The organism is Enterobacter sp. Ag1 (assembly GCA_000277545.1).
Classification (GTDB): Bacteria; Pseudomonadota; Gammaproteobacteria; order Enterobacterales; family Enterobacteriaceae; genus Cedecea.
In genome coordinates this window covers 100,731-115,487 of record AKXM01000031.1, presented here as the reverse complement: position 1 = coordinate 115,487, position 14,757 = coordinate 100,731, and the positions used below count along the sequence as shown (strand labels likewise).

17 protein-coding genes are annotated in these 14,757 nt (G+C 56.2%); 5 read left to right on the top strand and 12 right to left on the bottom strand.

The genetic code is table 11. The features are described from left to right. Window positions 1-211: 211 nt before the first annotated feature. A complete protein-coding gene (locus A936_RS12550) occupies window positions 212-1,243 on the bottom strand; it encodes an MDR family NADP-dependent oxidoreductase (RefSeq protein ID WP_008458300.1) in 1,032 nt (343 codons plus the stop codon). A 59-nt stretch (window positions 1,244-1,302) separates the two neighbouring features. Here A936_RS12550 and A936_RS12545 point away from each other — a divergent pair, with 59 nt between their 5' ends. Then, window positions 1,303-1,929 (top strand): TetR/AcrR family transcriptional regulator, encoded by a 627-nt coding sequence (locus A936_RS12545; protein WP_008458299.1) that lies wholly within the window; start codon window positions 1,303-1,305, stop codon window positions 1,927-1,929. Between the two features lie 197 nt (window positions 1,930-2,126). On the opposite strand, the gene gloB is transcribed toward A936_RS12545, so the two are convergent. From gloB to A936_RS12525, 4 genes are all read right to left on the bottom strand, one after another. Continuing rightward, window positions 2,127-2,924 (bottom strand): hydroxyacylglutathione hydrolase, encoded by a 798-nt coding sequence (gene gloB, locus A936_RS12540; protein ID WP_008458296.1) that lies wholly within the window; start codon window positions 2,922-2,924, stop codon window positions 2,127-2,129. A gap of 136 nt (window positions 2,925-3,060) precedes the next feature. Further along, entirely contained in the window at window positions 3,061-3,672 is a 612-nt protein-coding gene (gstA, locus tag A936_RS12535; protein WP_008458293.1) for a glutathione transferase GstA, read from the bottom strand. A gap of 34 nt (window positions 3,673-3,706) precedes the next feature. After that, window positions 3,707-4,264 carry an OsmC family protein gene (locus A936_RS12530; RefSeq protein ID WP_237717579.1) on the bottom strand — a complete coding sequence of 186 codons (558 nt, stop codon included), beginning with the start codon at window positions 4,262-4,264 and terminating at the stop codon, window positions 3,707-3,709. Window positions 4,265-4,607: 343 nt separating this feature from the next. Then, a complete protein-coding gene (locus tag A936_RS12525; RefSeq protein WP_008458290.1) occupies window positions 4,608-5,546 on the bottom strand; it encodes a LysR family transcriptional regulator in 939 nt (312 codons plus the stop codon). A gap of 258 nt (window positions 5,547-5,804) precedes the next feature. On the opposite strand from A936_RS12525, the gene mltB reads away from it, so the two are divergent. Next, window positions 5,805-6,881, top strand: a complete 1,077-nt coding sequence (gene mltB / locus A936_RS12520) for a lytic murein transglycosylase B (protein WP_034809051.1) — start codon at window positions 5,805-5,807, stop codon at window positions 6,879-6,881. 41 nt (window positions 6,882-6,922) lie between these two features. On the opposite strand, the gene gutQ is transcribed toward mltB, so the two are convergent. The 7 genes from gutQ to srlA form a co-directional block, all read right to left on the bottom strand. Further along, the gene (gene gutQ / locus A936_RS12515; RefSeq protein WP_008458285.1) at window positions 6,923-7,885 is read right to left on the bottom strand and encodes an arabinose-5-phosphate isomerase GutQ; all 963 of its coding nucleotides are present in this window, start codon (window positions 7,883-7,885) and stop codon (window positions 6,923-6,925) included. Beyond that, window positions 7,866-8,651 carry a glucitol operon DNA-binding transcriptional repressor SrlR gene (srlR, locus tag A936_RS12510; RefSeq protein WP_008458284.1) on the bottom strand — a complete coding sequence of 262 codons (786 nt, stop codon included), beginning with the start codon at window positions 8,649-8,651 and terminating at the stop codon, window positions 7,866-7,868. The genes gutQ and srlR overlap by 20 nt, the downstream gene beginning before the upstream one ends. Window positions 8,652-8,719: 68 nt before the next feature. Beyond that, on the bottom strand, window positions 8,720-9,079 hold the full coding sequence (gene gutM / locus A936_RS12505; protein WP_008458281.1) for a transcriptional regulator GutM: 360 nt from the start codon (window positions 9,077-9,079) through the stop codon (window positions 8,720-8,722). A 57-nt stretch (window positions 9,080-9,136) separates the two neighbouring features. Further along, window positions 9,137-9,916, bottom strand: a complete 780-nt coding sequence (srlD, locus tag A936_RS12500) for a sorbitol-6-phosphate dehydrogenase (RefSeq protein ID WP_008458279.1) — start codon at window positions 9,914-9,916, stop codon at window positions 9,137-9,139. Window positions 9,917-9,945: 29 nt separating this feature from the next. After that, window positions 9,946-10,308, bottom strand: coding sequence for a PTS glucitol/sorbitol transporter subunit IIA (srlB, locus tag A936_RS12495; protein WP_008458277.1), 363 nt, complete (start codon window positions 10,306-10,308; stop codon window positions 9,946-9,948). A gap of 11 nt (window positions 10,309-10,319) precedes the next feature. Further along, window positions 10,320-11,288 carry a PTS glucitol/sorbitol transporter subunit IIB gene (gene srlE, locus A936_RS12490; protein ID WP_008458274.1) on the bottom strand — a complete coding sequence of 323 codons (969 nt, stop codon included), beginning with the start codon at window positions 11,286-11,288 and terminating at the stop codon, window positions 10,320-10,322. A 9-nt stretch (window positions 11,289-11,297) separates the two neighbouring features. Further along, a complete protein-coding gene (gene srlA / locus A936_RS12485) occupies window positions 11,298-11,846 on the bottom strand; it encodes a PTS glucitol/sorbitol transporter subunit IIC (protein WP_008458272.1) in 549 nt (182 codons plus the stop codon). Window positions 11,847-12,247: 401 nt separating this feature from the next. Between srlA and A936_RS12480 the strand changes: the two genes are divergently transcribed. The 3 genes from A936_RS12480 to A936_RS12470 are packed head-to-tail and all read left to right on the top strand — an operon-like array spanning window position 12,248 to window position 14,699. Then, window positions 12,248-12,943, top strand: coding sequence for a metal ABC transporter ATP-binding protein (locus tag A936_RS12480; protein ID WP_034809049.1), 696 nt, complete (start codon window positions 12,248-12,250; stop codon window positions 12,941-12,943). Next, window positions 12,940-13,824: a metal ABC transporter permease gene (locus tag A936_RS12475; RefSeq protein WP_008458268.1), complete on the top strand. Its 885-nt coding sequence runs from the start codon at window positions 12,940-12,942 to the stop codon at window positions 13,822-13,824. The genes A936_RS12480 and A936_RS12475 overlap by 4 nt, the downstream gene beginning before the upstream one ends. Next, entirely contained in the window at window positions 13,821-14,699 is an 879-nt protein-coding gene (locus tag A936_RS12470) for a metal ABC transporter substrate-binding protein (RefSeq protein WP_008458266.1), read from the top strand. Before A936_RS12475 ends, A936_RS12470 begins: the two co-directional genes overlap by 4 nt. The last annotated feature ends 58 nt before the right edge of the window (window positions 14,700-14,757 follow it).

The following is a 14,757-nucleotide window of genomic DNA, read 5'->3' as shown; positions in this document are numbered from 1 at the left end:
GCAGAAGGGCGCGAGACGGCGAACATCGACGCTTTAGTCAGCCAGCCGGTGAAGCCTGACAGAGCAAGGGCTGGTGGAATACAACCGCCCGCGCTCTCATAATTTTTGAAGAATCTGGCAGTGAAGCGTACCTGCAGGGCTGAAAAACCACAAAGCTTAAATAGCACGTGGCATCCAGGCAGGTATGCTTACGGCAACATGATGACAAGCCCTAAAACTCGACAAACACGGTGCCGAAGTATCTGCCCTCCGCAATAGCCTGAATGGCCTCTGGCGCCCGCTCTATCCCATTGACGATGACATGTGGAAACACGATATCCCCTGTTTGAAGCCATTCTGCAAATCTCGTATCCCATTCCGCGTGAGCATCCGGGTCGTCGTCAGCGCTGTATCCGCGTATCGTGATCTTTTTCAGGAGGATCTGGACTGAATCGAGCTCGACGGGGGCTTCCCGTCCCGTTCCTGCATCAGCGAGCTGGCCCGACAGAGCCCCGACGATCGCAATTCGGGCACCTGGGCGTGCAGCCACGATGGCTGACTGCAGTTGTTCCCCGCCTACGCAATCGAGCACGACATCAATGCCTTCCGGAGCGACTTCACGCAGCTGTGCCACGTCGCTGCCGCGGCCCCGAATCACCGCCGCGTCGTAACCTAATTCCTTAACAAGCCGTTCGGCTTTTTGCCTGGAGCTTGTGCTGCCAATCACTCGTCCAGCGCCAAGCTGTCGGGCGATCTGCCCGGCCATAGAGCCTATTGCGCCGGCCGCGCTGGTGATAAGGACGATATCACCGGGCCTGATTTCAACGCCTCGCGTCAATGCCGCATAAGCCGTCGAGCCATGCGAAAGGCTCGCGACGTCCGGATAAACTCGGCTATCAACACGGACGCACTCCGCGAGCGGGACGGCGGCATACTCGCGCCAGCCCATGAAATGCCGAACCCGATCGCCCGGCCTGAGTTCACTCCCCGGGGGAGAAGAAAGGACCTCGCCGAGCGTTTCCTCCGCCAGAGTGTCGCCCGGCTTCAGCGCCGGAAACGGTACGCCAGGGATGGCTTCGGCGCCCTCGCTGATCATCATGCGCAGCGAGGCGGAGACGCGCGAATAACGGTTCCTGACCAGAACCTCATCGTTTTGTGCAACGGGTAAAGCCACTTCGACTATCTCAAAGTCAGAAACCTTTGGGCGGCTGGTGGGTCTGACCTTGAGCCGGAGTTCACGGCTTGTGGCTGGCAGAGGATGCACCTGACCAATCCTTGTATAATGTGAGCCTGGAGTTCACATTTTGAGTTGGAGGCACAGTGATGTCTACTCGCATTCAGCCGTGCGATAACGGGATGCGGAAGCTCCCAAAGCAGAAGCGTTCTCAGGCGACAGTGAGCGCGATCGTCGAGGCTGCGACTCAGGTTTTAGGTGAAAAAGGCTGGCGATACTTCACCACCAATGAAGTGGCCGAGTTTGCGGGTGTCAGCATCGGGTCGCTTTACCAATACTTTCCCAACAAGCTTGTACTCGTAGAGGCCATTAGAAAGAAGCATTTCAGCGATGTTATCAACGTCCTGCAGGCTGCCAGTGAAAATACCGAGGATGTGAACCAGAGCTTCAACCTGCTGATCGAAGGCATGCTGTCGGTACATGGGGCACATCCCGCTCTACATCGGGCCCTGATGGAAGAAGCTCCCCGGAGCGACGAGGCTATTTCGGCTCACGCCGAATTTGAAAAAAAGTATAACGAGTACTACCTCGCCCTTGTTTCCCGGTATGGGGCGCGACGGAATGCCGATGATATTCAGACAGCGGCGTGGACATTATCCGCTGCTATTGAAGGGATTGTGCATCAGGCGGCCTTGCGCGGATTGACCGGTTCATCGGCGCTGAAGCGGGAATTGGTTCAGTTGCTTTTTGGGTACTTAAGAGGGCAGACAGCATAAACACACGCTTTTACTTTCCGCCTGTGTGTCTTTGAATCTTCCCTCCCAGGAAACTTCAACCGGCTGGCATTGGGCAACGAGTGGCGGTTTTTAATAACCGGCTTATGCATCTGTTACGCCACTTTTGGACGTAACAGAGCTTTAGCTATCTCGTTTAGCCTGTTATATCGACGTGAGCTAAAAATTTCCGAAACCATTCACAGATTTTTTAGCTCCCGGAAAGCGTCTTTCATACGGCGTAGTTTGGCAAAGACTTCCCAGTTGGCGCTCTCCATACAACCCAATCGGGAACGTATGGAAGCCCGATCGACGCGTAGAAACGGATTGGCCGCGAGCTCCGTTGCCAGTGTCGATGGAACGGTCGGCATGCCCGCTTGCCTCTTGTCCTCTATCAGCGCGATCTGCTTCAGCAGATCGGCGTTGTCTGGTTCGATTGTGAGCGCGAAGCGGGCATTGTCGGCGGCGTATTCGTGCGAGGAATAGATGAGCGTTTCCGGCGGCAGCGATCTTATTTTATCGATCGAAGTCCACATCTGGGCCGGCATAGCTTCCTGGACACGCCCGCAGCCAAGATGAAAGATGGTGTCGCCGGAAAAGAGAAGCCCGGCCTCCTTGAACCAAAAGGCGATGTGCCCGCTCGTATTCCCCGGCACGTCGATAACCAGGGCAATATGCTCCCCCAATGCTACCGTATCGCCTCCGATCACGCCCCGATCGATACCCGGGATATCATCCACTTCGGCCGCCGGGCCAATGACGCGTGCCCCTGTTTTTCGCTTGATCTCCGTGTTGCCTAAAACGTGGTCCCAATGATGGTGCGTATTAAGGATCAGATCTACGCGCCTCCCTTCAAGCACATCCAGTACCGGACTGGCCTCGGTTGGATCAACGACGGCCAGGGCACCTGTCCGTAAATCTTCTATAAGGAAAATATAATTATCTTCGAGAACGGGCAGGATCTGCACCGATAACCCATTGCACTTTTCAACGATCATCCTGGACTCCTGGAAACAATAAAGCGCGGCGCTGTTTGATGGGAAATTAGAGCGCCGCTGAGGCATTGAACCCCGAATGAATAACCGCTGCCGCCGGCGCCGGGTATTGGCCGGCGGCTTGCGATCTACTTACTGCTCAGCGCGGGGGCAGACCTTCTGCCGCGCGTGCGGCCTGAACGCTGGGGCGCTGTTCCATGCGCCGCATGAATCGCTCAATGGCCGGGTAAACGGACATGTCGATCCCAACGCGGGGCGGCCAGTTCAGTACGTTATAGAGATAGGCATCAGGTGCCGAAAATTCGTTGCCGAGCACATAGTCGTTGTTCGACAGATGCTCTTCAACAAAGGCGAACCGACCTTTGAGGAATCCTTCGGCGTAGCGGTTTTTCGCCGCATCGTCGAAAAAGGGCTGGAACATCGTCGACATCCCTTTGGCAAGGTCGGTCGCGATAACATTGAGCCATTCCAGCGCGCGATAGCGCTCCTGCGTGCCGAAGGGGGGCAGCAGGTTAAGGCCGGGGTTCTGGTCGGCGATCCACTGCAGGATGACTGCACCTTCGGTAATCAAGTCACCGTTATCGAGCACCAGAATCGGAATGAAGCCTTTCGGGTTCACATCGAGATAATTGCCCTCGACAGTCGTCTTCGTGGCGAAGTCTACTTTGACCAGATCGAAGGCAAGGCACGCCTCGCGCAGCGCGATGGCCGGGGAAAGCCCGCAAGAGCCAGGGGAGTAATAGAGTTTCATGAGTCCTCAGATTTAATGTTGAGCTTGTTGGCGGTTATGGTTCGAGGATTTCCAGCGTTTCGACCATGCGGATCGCCCGGGAGAAGTTCGCCAGGTTGACCGACGTTCTTGTCGCCTGGGCGTGTAATTCCTCAACCCGCTCGCGGGTGGCATCAGTGCGCAGGCGCACCACATACCGGATTTCGTCATAGCCGGGATTCACGCTGTCATCCAGGCCCAGGAAACCTCGCAGGTCCAGTTCACCGTCAGTTTCGATTTCAAGACTGTGGAGGGTGATGCCCATGGCGGCCGCATTCGCCGCATAGCCGACTGACATGCAGGCGTTTAGCGCTGCCATCAGCAGTTCCTGTGGGTTAGGCGCGGTATTCTGTCCCAGCAGCTGGGCCGGTTCGTCGGCGGCAATCTCGAAATGGCGTGCGTGTTTCTCGCCCCCCAGTTCGTAATGATCGACGCTCGCTACCGTCCGCGTCTGGCCCTGCCATTTCGTTTTAACGTTGAAGCGGATTGCGCCCCTGGCCGGGTTGTCGCGCACGTCCTGGGCGAATTGTTGTAGGTCGGCGACGTTGATACCGTTTACGGTTTTGCCCATCATATGATCCTCCAGAAGCCGCTCTGCGGCTGGTTGTCAAAGTCAGATTGCCTTGCCGTTTTGGCGGCTTTCTTGCGGCCATCTTAAACATGGCCTGTAGTCGGAAAAAGCCATGTAAATGGATATGACTGTTCGAAATAGCGAACAATGACAGGCAGCCAATTCGGGGCTCGAGCTTCAAGATATGTCCAGCCGGCAGGAGAGTTTCCCGGTCGGGTTACCCTCCCGGGTAGGGCTATGGCTCCGGCTTCAAGCTAGCTGGGATGTGCGGGGCGGGGTCAAGGCAGGTGGGATCGTTTTCGAAGAAGTGGGGGCCAGCGGCAACTCAACGCCATGACATGAGAAGTTAAGTGCGACGGGCACGACGGGCTGTCGCCGGGGCCATACCTGGATGCTTCGCAAAAAGCTCGACAATCCACTCCACAAAAACGCGGACCTTGGTCGATAGATGGCGATTCTGCGGATACACCACATGAATAGGCATCGGATCATTGCTCCAGTCGTCGAGTATCAACTCGAAACGGCCATCTTTCAGCATGGGTTCCATCAGGAACGCCGCCATTTGCACGATGCCCAGGCCGGATAAGCCAGCCGCGGTATATGCATAACTGTCATTCAGTGCGATGGGGCCGGTGAGAGTACGCTTGATACGTTCCCCCTCACGGGAAAAATGCCAATCAAAAATCTGGCCAGTGCGGGGCGAAAAATAATTCAGGCATTGATGATGCACCAGATCGTCCGGGTGCAGGGGGCGGCCATGACACTTCAGGTAGGACGGGGCCGCGCAGGTCATGTAGTGCATAACGCCCACGCGACGTGCAATCAAGCTAGAGTTGCGTAGCTCGCCGACCCGCACGGCACAATCTACGCCCTCCTCGATCAGATCGACTGAGCGATCGCTGCAGCCCAGTTCTAGCCTGATGTCAGGGAAACGGGCAAAGAAATCAGGCAGGGCGGGCACCAGAACTTCGCTGGCAAGACCGGTGGGGGCATCGACCCGCAGCCGTCCTTTTGGACTGAGTCTGGTGCTTGAGAGCGATTCTTCCGCTACGCGAATCTCCGTCAAAATGCGTAAACAATGTTCGTAGTAGGCGGCACCGTCCGCGGTGACGCTGCAGTGACGTGTGGTACGGTTCAGCAGCCTGACCCCCAGCGTTGTCTCCAGCGTCTTAATCAGCGTCGACACCGTCACTTTGGGCAGCTTCATGGCTTCCGCCGCACGACTGAATCCGCCGGCGTCAACCACCTGCACAAAGACTTCCATCGCTTGAAATTTATTGTTCATCTCAGGGCTTATTGTTCGCTATTTTGAACGGTTATATCAATTTAGATCACTTTTTTAAATGATATGCCCTGCCGACGCTTCTGGTAACGCATTGCGGCGGTTTGGCAGAGGGAAGATTCATCTCCGGGCTGCCAATAAGTCGCGACCAGAGACCCGTCGAGTATGACGTGAGGGGCCAGAGAGACATATTCAGATGAGTAATTATGGATTACCATTATTGCGAAACTTTCGCGAACATTCACAGGGACAGCCCATCAGATGCGTTATTCAGCCGCAGCACTTCTTCCTATGCTGGTTTTACTCTCTGCCTGTAGCAGTAAGCCGAAAACCGCCGAACAGCAGACGACCAGCGGCACGCCGTCTGGCGGTTTCCTGCTCCAGCCACAGCACGATGTCTTTATGCAAACCGGTGATTTTGCTTACAACCCGGAAGCAGAGAAGTTTATCGACAAAATGGTGAATGAGCATGGCTTTGACCGTCGCCAGCTGCATGAAGTGTTGTCCCAGGCCAAACGTCTGGATTACGTGCTGCGCCTGATGGATCAGCAGGCACCGACGACCGCGCCGCCTGCCGGGCCGAACGGGGCATGGCTACGCTATCGCGCTAAATTCATCACGCCGGATAACGTACAGAACGGCGTTAAGTTCTGGAACCAGTATGAATCGGCCCTGAACCGCGCCTATCAGGTTTATGGCGTGCCGCCGGAAATCATCGTCGGGATCATCGGGGTTGAAACCCGCTGGGGCCGCGTGATGGGTAAAACACGCATCGTGGATGCTCTCGCGACGCTTGCCTTTGCCTATCCGCGCCGCGCGCAATACTTTGCGGGCGAACTGGAAACCTTCCTGCTGATGGCGCGTAATGAAGGGGACGATCCGCTGGCGCTCAAAGGCTCCTTCGCCGGAGCAATGGGTTACGGGCAGTTCATGCCTTCCTCATTTAAAGAGTACGCGGTGGACTTCAACGGCGACGGGCACGTGAACCTGTGGGATCCGGAAGATGCCATCGGCAGCGTGGCGAACTATTTCAAAGCACACGGCTGGGAGAAGGGCGACATGGTTGCCGTGCCGGCCAATGGGCAGGTACCGGGGCTGGCTAACGGCTTCAACACCAAATACTCCGTGGCGGCGCTGGGCCAGTCCGGCCTGAGCCCGCAGGGCGCTTTGGGCAACCATCAGGAAGTGAGCCTGCTGCGCCTGGATATGGGCGATCGTTACCAGTACTGGTACGGGCTGCCAAACTTCTACGCCATTACCCGCTACAACCACAGCACCCATTATGCGATGGCGGTCTGGCAATTAGGGCAGGCCGTCGCGCTGGCTCGCGTTCAGTAATACGTTTTATCGCCCCCGCTTGGGGGCGATAAAGGCGGTTCTCAAATACCTGCCTGGTGAAAATCATGCAGGTTAATTGCCCCCAGCAGCCTGCCGTTTTCATCCACGACCGGCGCCGCGCTAATGCGTTTTTTCATCAGCATCTCTTTGGCATCTATCGCCCGGGTTTCGGCATTCAGCACCGTGCCATTCTTCGTCATGGCATCTTTGATCCCGGCTTCCAGCTTACCGCCGCCCACCAGCCAGCGGCGCAGGTCGCCATCGGTAAAGACGCCGGCAACTTGCTGCGCTTTGTCGCAGACGGCAACCAGCCCCAGGCCTGTGCGGCTTAGCTCCAGCATGGCATCCATGACGGAGGCGCTGTCCGCCACCTGTGGGAGCTGCTCGTGGGTGCGCATCAGATGATGAACCCGATTTAACAAACGGGCACCTAACGCACCGGCAGGGTGGGAACGCGCAAAGTCCTCTTCGTTAAAGCCGCGCTCCTGCATGACGGCCATGGCCAGTGCATCGCCCATCATTAATGTATTAACCGCGCTGGAGGTCGGCGCAAGGCGCATCGGGCAGGCTTCACGCTCTACCGAAATATCTACGGTGGCAAAGGCCGCTTTCGCCAGCGGCGACTCAGCTTTGCCGGTAATCGCAATCAGCTTAACGGCCTTTTCCTGCAGGCGAGGAATAATTAAATCCAGCTCTTTCGCATGGCCGGAATAGGAGATAAACAGCAGGATGTCGCGGCTTTCGATCATCCCCAAATCGCCGTGTAACGCTTCGGCGGGGTGAACGAAGAAGGCGGGCGTGCCGGTGCTGGCAAAGGTGGCGGCAATTTTCTTCCCGATATGCCCGGACTTGCCCATGCCGGAAACAATCACTTTCCCCTGACAGGTGAGCACGGCGTTGGCGGCGGCGACAAAATCTTCGCCAAGTCTGTCCGGCAGGCGGCTCGCTTCCTGTAATTCCAGCAGCAGGGTTTCTCGTGCGGCGTCAATCATTCGCTGATGCATCTTCTTCTCCGGTAACAATCACTTTCACGCCTTTTTCACGCAGCGCGGTGAGGAATTCGTGGCTAATGCCGCTGTCGGTGATGATCGTATCCACTCTCTCCAGTCCGCAGACAATATTCGGGCTTTTACGGCCAAATTTTGAGGAGTCGGCCATCAGGATCACTTCGCGCGCCGCGTTGCACATCGCTTTGCTGACGGTATAAACCTCGTTGTAGGTTGTGACCCCGGCGGTGAGATCGATGCCATCGGTGCCCATAAAGAGCCTGTCAAAGCTGAAGTGTTCGAAGGCGTTTTCCGCCAGTTGGCCATGAAACGAGGCTGATTTCTTACGGAAGGTGCCGCCGGGCATCAGGATGGTTTGTTCGTTGTCCAGCTCAGACAGCGCGTTGACGATATGCAGGCTGTTGGTCATCACCGTAATGTTATTGAAGTGCTGGAGCAGCGGGACCAGCTGCAAAACGGTGCTGCCCGCATCCAGAATAATGGAATCGCCATCGTGGATGTACTTGACCGCCGCCTCGGCAATTTGCTGTTTTTGCTGGGTATTGATCAGCGTTTTGTGGTCAATGGGCGGATCGGGTTCGTCTTTACTGAGCACTACGCCGCCATAGGTGCGAAGCACGGTGCCAGCCGTTTCAAGCAGCACCAAATCTTTACGGATCGTGGTGCCGGTGGTTTGAAAATGCTGGGCGAGATCTTCCACCGAGCATTTTCCCTGCTTTTGCAGATGTTCCAGGATCGCCGCCTGCCGCTGACGTGGTTTCATAGGCTCTTATTACCTTGCAATAAATTTCGATTCGGTAATTTCGCAAGCAATAAGCATTCGAAACGAAATTAACCCTGTTTCAGTTTAAGCGCTAATGATAGAGCATTCTGACAATCACGATCATGGGGAAAGATCACATCGGGCTGCAATTCCTGCCGATTCATGCCGTGTAGCTGCATTACTGGCTGTGGGAGGGCAAAAACCGTCAGGCCTTTCATTATCAGGCTGTCGCGGACGTTTTGCCGCTCATCAAAGGCGAGGGCAATGACCACTCTGGGCCGAAAACGCCCGGATGAACGGCCTACGCCAACGGCACCCTGCTGGCAGAGACGGTCAAAGGCCCGATTAAAACGGCGAATTTGCCAGCCGCCGAGCAGTAGCTGGCTTAGCCAGGCGATCGCCGCCAGGGCGATCAGTGCATTCATCATGCATCCTCCTTTGGGCAGCCTCTGGCTGAGGGCCAGAGGCAACCGGTGACCCGAGAGTTAAAACATAACCTGCCCGCCGGTGACGTTGATCGACTGTCCGGTACAGTAAGAGGCTTTATCGCTGGCGTAAAACAGGAGCGTGTTAAGCACATCCTGGTAGTCACAGCCGCGTTTTAAGGGGACTTTGTCGATGTAGTATTGCTCTACTTCGTCAGCAGGAATGCCGAGTTTTTCCGCGTACTGCGGCAGCAGAGACTGGAACATTGGCGACTTGAGCAGGTTACCCAACATGAGCGCATGCACCGTGATGCCGTATTCCGCCAGATCGAGGGCGAGAGACTGCGTCAGCCCCACGCCACCAAATTTCGCCGCGCTGTAGCCGGAGTTGTGCTTGCTGCCGACCTTGCCGGACTTTGAGTTAATCTGGATGATGCGGCCTTTAATCCCGTCGCGAATCATCAGGCGGGAGAACTCCCTGGCGCACAGGAAGTACCCCACAAGGTTTACCTGCAGCGAACGGTCAAAATCCCCCAGAGCGAAATCACCAATAAACGCCGCTTTGGCGATGCCCGCACTGTAAACCAGCAGATCGACCTGGCCGAAAATCTCGTCCACGCCGTGAGCCAGCGCGGTAACGCTTTGCTCGCTGGTGGCGTCCGAGCCAAATCCCCAGGCAGAACCCGGCCCGTACTGGTCGTTAATTTCCTGCGCGACGCGGGCCGCTTTCTCACTTTGAATATCCACCACGGCAACTTTGTAGCCTTCCTGGGCCAGCCCATGGCAGAGAAACGCCCCGAGCGTTTGCCCTCCACCGATGACAACGGCAACCTGATTCATGTTTTACTCCTTTGATTAAATGACAATGTTTATGCAACAAACTTCAGCTGGCAGCCGGGTTCAATGCCCTGAGGCAGCGGGCCAGCGACGTGTACGGTGCCAGGGTATTCCGCCCGTGCTTCACCATCGAAGCGCAGGGTGATGTGCCCGAGCTCCTGCAAGTTTTGCTGGGCCACGTCGCCGACTGCGGTAACGGCGTAATGTTGGCCATTGAGTTCAAAGTGGATACCTGGCTTTAGCTGGCCGGTCAGCTCGCCGTGGCAGTGGATAAAGCAGTAATCCTGAATATCCGCCGGGGCGCCTTCCCGAAAGGTAATAAGCATGTTGTCTGCCAGCGCCTCGCGAGCGCACTCTCCAATCTGGACGATGGTGGTCTGGTAAATGGTTTGCATGGGGCTTTCCTTTATTGGTAGATGAAGCCGGACACCAGCCAGGCAATTAGCACGGTAGGGGCGCCCGTTAAAAAGCGCCCGACCAGCACAGAAGGCACGCCGACGCGCACCGTTTCCTGGCGCGCTTCCGCCAGAGACAAGCCAACAGGAATAAAATCGCAGGCGGCCTGGGCGTTAATGGCGAACAGCGCGGGCAGCGCCAGGTGAGGAGGGATATGTCCGAGGCCAATCTGCACCCCAATCAGCACCCCGATGACCTGCGCAATCACCGCCCCAGGGCCAAGGAAAGGTGAGAGCAGGGGGAAGGAACAAATCAGCGTGAGCGTAATCAGACCGAGAGGGTTATTGGCCAGCGGGGCCAGGCCGTGGGCAATCCAGTCGCCCAGCCCGGAGGCCATAATGATGCCAATCAGCGCCGACACGAAGGCCATAAAAGGCAGAATCGTTTTCAGAACCGTGTCGATAGTGTCGCGCCCCGCCTGAAACAGCACGGCGACGGCTGAACCCATTCCCATACCGACTTTGGCCAGCAGGCCGTCGCTTTGTTCGGTAATTTTTTTGCTGGCGTCGTAGTCCCGCGCTGGCGCAGGTTTGCGCTCGATCTGCGGTTCGCCATCTGCCCAACTAATGTTTTCTTCCCGGACGCCTGAGACGTAAATATCTTCAACAATGTACTGCGCCAGGGGACCTGATTTGCCGGTGGCGTGGATATTGATCGTCGGGATGCGGCGTTTAGGGTAGAGCCCGCAGCGCAGCGTGCCACCGCAGTCTATGATTGCCAGCGCAATTTCTGCCTCCGGCGGCTCGCCGTCTTTAAAACCGTCTACCGCCTGGCAGCCGGTCATTTCACTCAGCTTATCGACGATTGCCGGGCGCGTACCCGCCGTGATGTAAACGATCTTTTTGCTCGGATCGACCGGGACGATCAGCGGCCCGCCCCATCCACCCTGGCCTTTTTCAATACGAATGCTTTGAGTCATGATTTTTCCTTAGAGGCGGACCTGGCGTTCCAGCTCAATGCCCATTTTTTTCTCGAAAATCGAGGTGGTGAGATCGGTTATCCAGCCGCGGAAGAAGTTGGTAACCAGCCCAACCAGCAAATAGCTCACTGCAAGCGGGGCCAGCGGCAGGCCCAGCGTCGTTAACCCGCTGGCAATGCCCAGATAAACAAACAGTTCGCCAGGGTTGATGTGGGGAAACAAACCGTTCATCGAATGGCAGCTATACGATGCGGCGGCGTAATAGCTCGGTTTGTACTTCTCAGGCATAAAGCGTCCCAGACTTAGCGTCATCGGATTGCAGAACACGAAAGTGCCGATGCAGGGCAGCAAGAGGTAACGCGAAACGGGGTTGCCGGCGCAGCGCTGCGCCATACGTTCAATGCGGTGCTGGCCGATAAAGTTAATCAGCGCGTTCATTATCACCAGCAGGCTGATCAGCAGAGGGAGAATGCCGGTCACCATACCGGTAAAGACCTCTCCGCCTTTCTGAAACAGGCCAATAAACCACTCCGCCCCGTGGGTAATCATGTCGATCATTTCTGTCTCCTGTAGGGTTATCTGCTCACCGTTGTTCCCGGTGGTGGCTCATATTAATCATTTTGAAATGCGTAAATATGTTATTTAGATCTCATTGTGAAATATAAATCTATCAGTTTGAAAGATTATTGGGTGGTGAAAGAGGTGAAAAAATGACGTTCTGATTAACGGAAGGGAAAAGGGGGCTTGATTGAGGGTTCGTTTATGCCGAGGTGTAAAACAGGAATTTACAAGGACTACTGGGTAGATTATGTTATGTTATAACGAAACAATATTGGTGCCGGTATGTCTGTTGCAGTTCCCTCTTCACTGTTTAGCCTTTCCGGGCTATTTCGCGCGGCCCTTGTCGCGCTGCTGATCCTCGGCCTGTGGGGCGCCATTCATTGGGCGGTTATCCTGCCATGATCGAACTGCAGAATCTCGAGCTGGGCTATTACGGCAACGTGGTTGTGTCGGCCCTCAGCGGCCAGTTTCAGCGCGGCAGCATGACGGCGGTGATTGGGGCGAACGGCTGCGGTAAATCGACGTTGTTAAAAACCCTGGCCGGGCTACTGCCCCCCATTTCTGGCAGCGTAAAGTTTCAGGACAATATGCGCCCGCGCATTGCCTGGCTGCCGCAGTTAGGGGAGATGGATCGGCAATTTCCCGCCACGGTTTATGACGTGGTTTGTATGGGGAGCTGGCCGGGACGCGGGCTGTTTTCCGGCCTTCGTCGGCAGCACCGTGAACGCGTGACGGAAGCGATTGAGCGCGTGGGATTAAGTGAGCATTACCTGCGGCCGATTGATGTGCTCTCAGGGGGACAGTTTCAACGCATGCTGTTTGCTCGCCTGCTGGTTCAGGACGCACCGCTGGTCCTGCTCGATGAGCCGTTCACCGGCGTGGATGCACAGACCAGTGAATTTTTAATGGAACTGATGTGCCAGATGCACCGGGATGGCAAGACGCTTATCAGCGTGCTGCATAACAACGAGCTGGTACGCCGGCATTTTCCTGAAGTCTTGCTGCTCACCCCGGAGGGTTACCAGTGGGGTAACGCCGACGAAGCCTTAGCGCAATATGCTTCCTTTCGCCCACGCCTGGTACAAACAGCATGATTTATCACCTTTTTATTGAGCCGTTTGTGGCTTACGGCTTTATGCGCCGCGCGCTGGTGGCCTGCCTGTCGCTTTCTCTGAGTACCGTTCCGCTCGGCATTTTTCTTCTGCTTCGTCGTATGAGTCTGGTGGGTGACGCGCTTTCTCATGCCATTTTACCCGGCGTTGCCGTGGGTTATCTGGTTGCCGGTATGTCTCTGGTGGCAATGGGCATTGGTGGGTTTGTCGCTGGCGTGCTGGTGGCTTTACTTTCCGGCTGGGTTAGCGCCCGGACGCCGTTAAAAGAAGATGCCAGCTTTGCCGGATTCTACCTTGGGTCGCTGGCACTCGGCGTGACGTTGATATCATTGCGCGGTTCAAGCGTTGACCTGCTGCACCTGCTATTTGGCTCAATTCTCGCCGTGGATGGTGAGGCTATTAAGTTTGTGGGGCTCATTGCAAGCGTGACGCTGATTGCACTGGCGCTGCTTTATCGCGGCCTGGTGCTGGAGTCGTTTGACCGCAGCTTTTTACAGGTGAACAACCGGCTGCTGCCGTCGCTGATACACGGCACGTTTTTGGCGCTGCTGGTGCTTAACCTGGTGGCCGGTTTCCAAATCCTCGGCACATTAATGTCCGTTGGCCTGATGATGCTCCCCGCCATTGCCGCGCGCTGCTGGGCTAAGACATTGCCGGGCTCGATCGCTCTTGCCGTGGTGTGTGGCCTGATTTGTGCCTGGTTAGGGCTGGTGTGGTCTTTCTACGCCTCGTTACCCGCCGGGCCGGCCATTGTGCTTACCGCGAGCGTCGCATTCTTTATCTCAATACTTTTCGGACCGCGCAGCGTGCTTGCAGGGAGCCTGCTGCGTAGGAAATTGGCAATCATAAAGGGGGTTAAATGAAACGTTTAGGGATTGGTATTGCGCTGGCTCTGGCGCTCTCCAGCCAGATGGCTGCAGCGAAAACGCTGAATGTAGTGGCAAGTTTTACCGTGCTGGCCGACATGGCTAAACAGGTTGGCGGCGAGCACGTCAAAGTCACCAGCCTGGTGGGGCCGGATGGCGACCCGCATAGCTTTGAACCCTCGCCGAAAGACAGCGTCGCGTTGCGTAATGCGGATGTGGTGATTGTGAGCGGGCTCGGCATGGAAGGGTGGATGGATCGCCTGGTGACGGCGTCCGGCTACAAGGGCAAAGTTATCGTGGCTTCCCAGGGAATTAACACCCGCAGCATGGAAGAAGACGGTAAATCAATCACTGACCCACATGCGTGGAACAGCGCGGCAAACGGGGCAATCTACGCGGAAAATATCGCTGCAGCGCTGGTTGCTGCCGACCCACAGGATGCAGCGGCTATCCGTAAAAGCGGCGATAGCTATGCAGCTCGCCTGAAGCAGCTAGACGGCTGGGCGAAAAAACGCTTTGCGGATGTGCCGCAGGCTAAACGCAAGGTACTGACCAGCCATGATGCATTTGGCTACTTTGGTGAGGCTTACGGCGTCACGTTCCTGGCACCAGTGGGCTTTTCCACTGAAGCTCAGGCCAGCGCCAGCGACGTTGCATCTCTGATTAAACAGTTGAAAGATGAACATATCGCCACCTACTTCATCGAAAATCAGACCGACCCACGTCTGGTGAAGCAAATTGCCAGCGCGACCGGCGCTAAGCCCGGCGGTGAGCTTTATCCTGAGGCGCTTTCAGGCCCTGGCGGCCCGGCAAGTACCTACGAAAAGGCGTTCAAGCACAACGTGAACACCATCGCCAACAGCATGAAGTAGTTTTTCTCCCGGCCAGCTTTCGCTGGCCGTTCCATTTCTGGAATCCTTCCCGAGTATC

Excerpts from the sequence above, each read along its gene's own strand:
- A936_RS12545 (WP_008458299.1), top strand. The coding sequence starts at position 1,303 with ATGTCTACTCGCATTCAGCCGTGCGATAACGGGATGCGGAAGCTCCCA.
- gloB (WP_008458296.1), bottom strand. The coding sequence starts at position 2,924 with ATGATCGTTGAAAAGTGCAATGGGTTATCGGTGCAGATCCTGCCCGTT.
- gstA (WP_008458293.1), bottom strand. The coding sequence starts at position 3,672 with ATGAAACTCTATTACTCCCCTGGCTCTTGCGGGCTTTCCCCGGCCATC.
- A936_RS12530 (WP_237717579.1), bottom strand. The coding sequence starts at position 4,264 with ATGATGGGCAAAACCGTAAACGGTATCAACGTCGCCGACCTACAACAA.
- A936_RS12525 (WP_008458290.1), bottom strand. The coding sequence starts at position 5,546 with ATGAACAATAAATTTCAAGCGATGGAAGTCTTTGTGCAGGTGGTTGAC.
- mltB (WP_034809051.1), top strand. The coding sequence starts at position 5,805 with ATGCGTTATTCAGCCGCAGCACTTCTTCCTATGCTGGTTTTACTCTCT.
- gutQ (WP_008458285.1), bottom strand. The coding sequence starts at position 7,885 with ATGCATCAGCGAATGATTGACGCCGCACGAGAAACCCTGCTGCTGGAA.
- srlR (WP_008458284.1), bottom strand. The coding sequence starts at position 8,651 with ATGAAACCACGTCAGCGGCAGGCGGCGATCCTGGAACATCTGCAAAAG.
- gutM (WP_008458281.1), bottom strand. The coding sequence starts at position 9,079 with ATGATGAATGCACTGATCGCCCTGGCGGCGATCGCCTGGCTAAGCCAG.
- srlD (WP_008458279.1), bottom strand. The coding sequence starts at position 9,916 with ATGAATCAGGTTGCCGTTGTCATCGGTGGAGGGCAAACGCTCGGGGCG.
- srlB (WP_008458277.1), bottom strand. The coding sequence starts at position 10,308 with ATGCAAACCATTTACCAGACCACCATCGTCCAGATTGGAGAGTGCGCT.
- srlE (WP_008458274.1), bottom strand. The coding sequence starts at position 11,288 with ATGACTCAAAGCATTCGTATTGAAAAAGGCCAGGGTGGATGGGGCGGG.
- srlA (WP_008458272.1), bottom strand. The coding sequence starts at position 11,846 with ATGATCGACATGATTACCCACGGGGCGGAGTGGTTTATTGGCCTGTTT.
- A936_RS12480 (WP_034809049.1), top strand. The coding sequence starts at position 12,248 with ATGATCGAACTGCAGAATCTCGAGCTGGGCTATTACGGCAACGTGGTT.
- A936_RS12475 (WP_008458268.1), top strand. The coding sequence starts at position 12,940 with ATGATTTATCACCTTTTTATTGAGCCGTTTGTGGCTTACGGCTTTATG.
- A936_RS12470 (WP_008458266.1), top strand. The coding sequence starts at position 13,821 with ATGAAACGTTTAGGGATTGGTATTGCGCTGGCTCTGGCGCTCTCCAGC.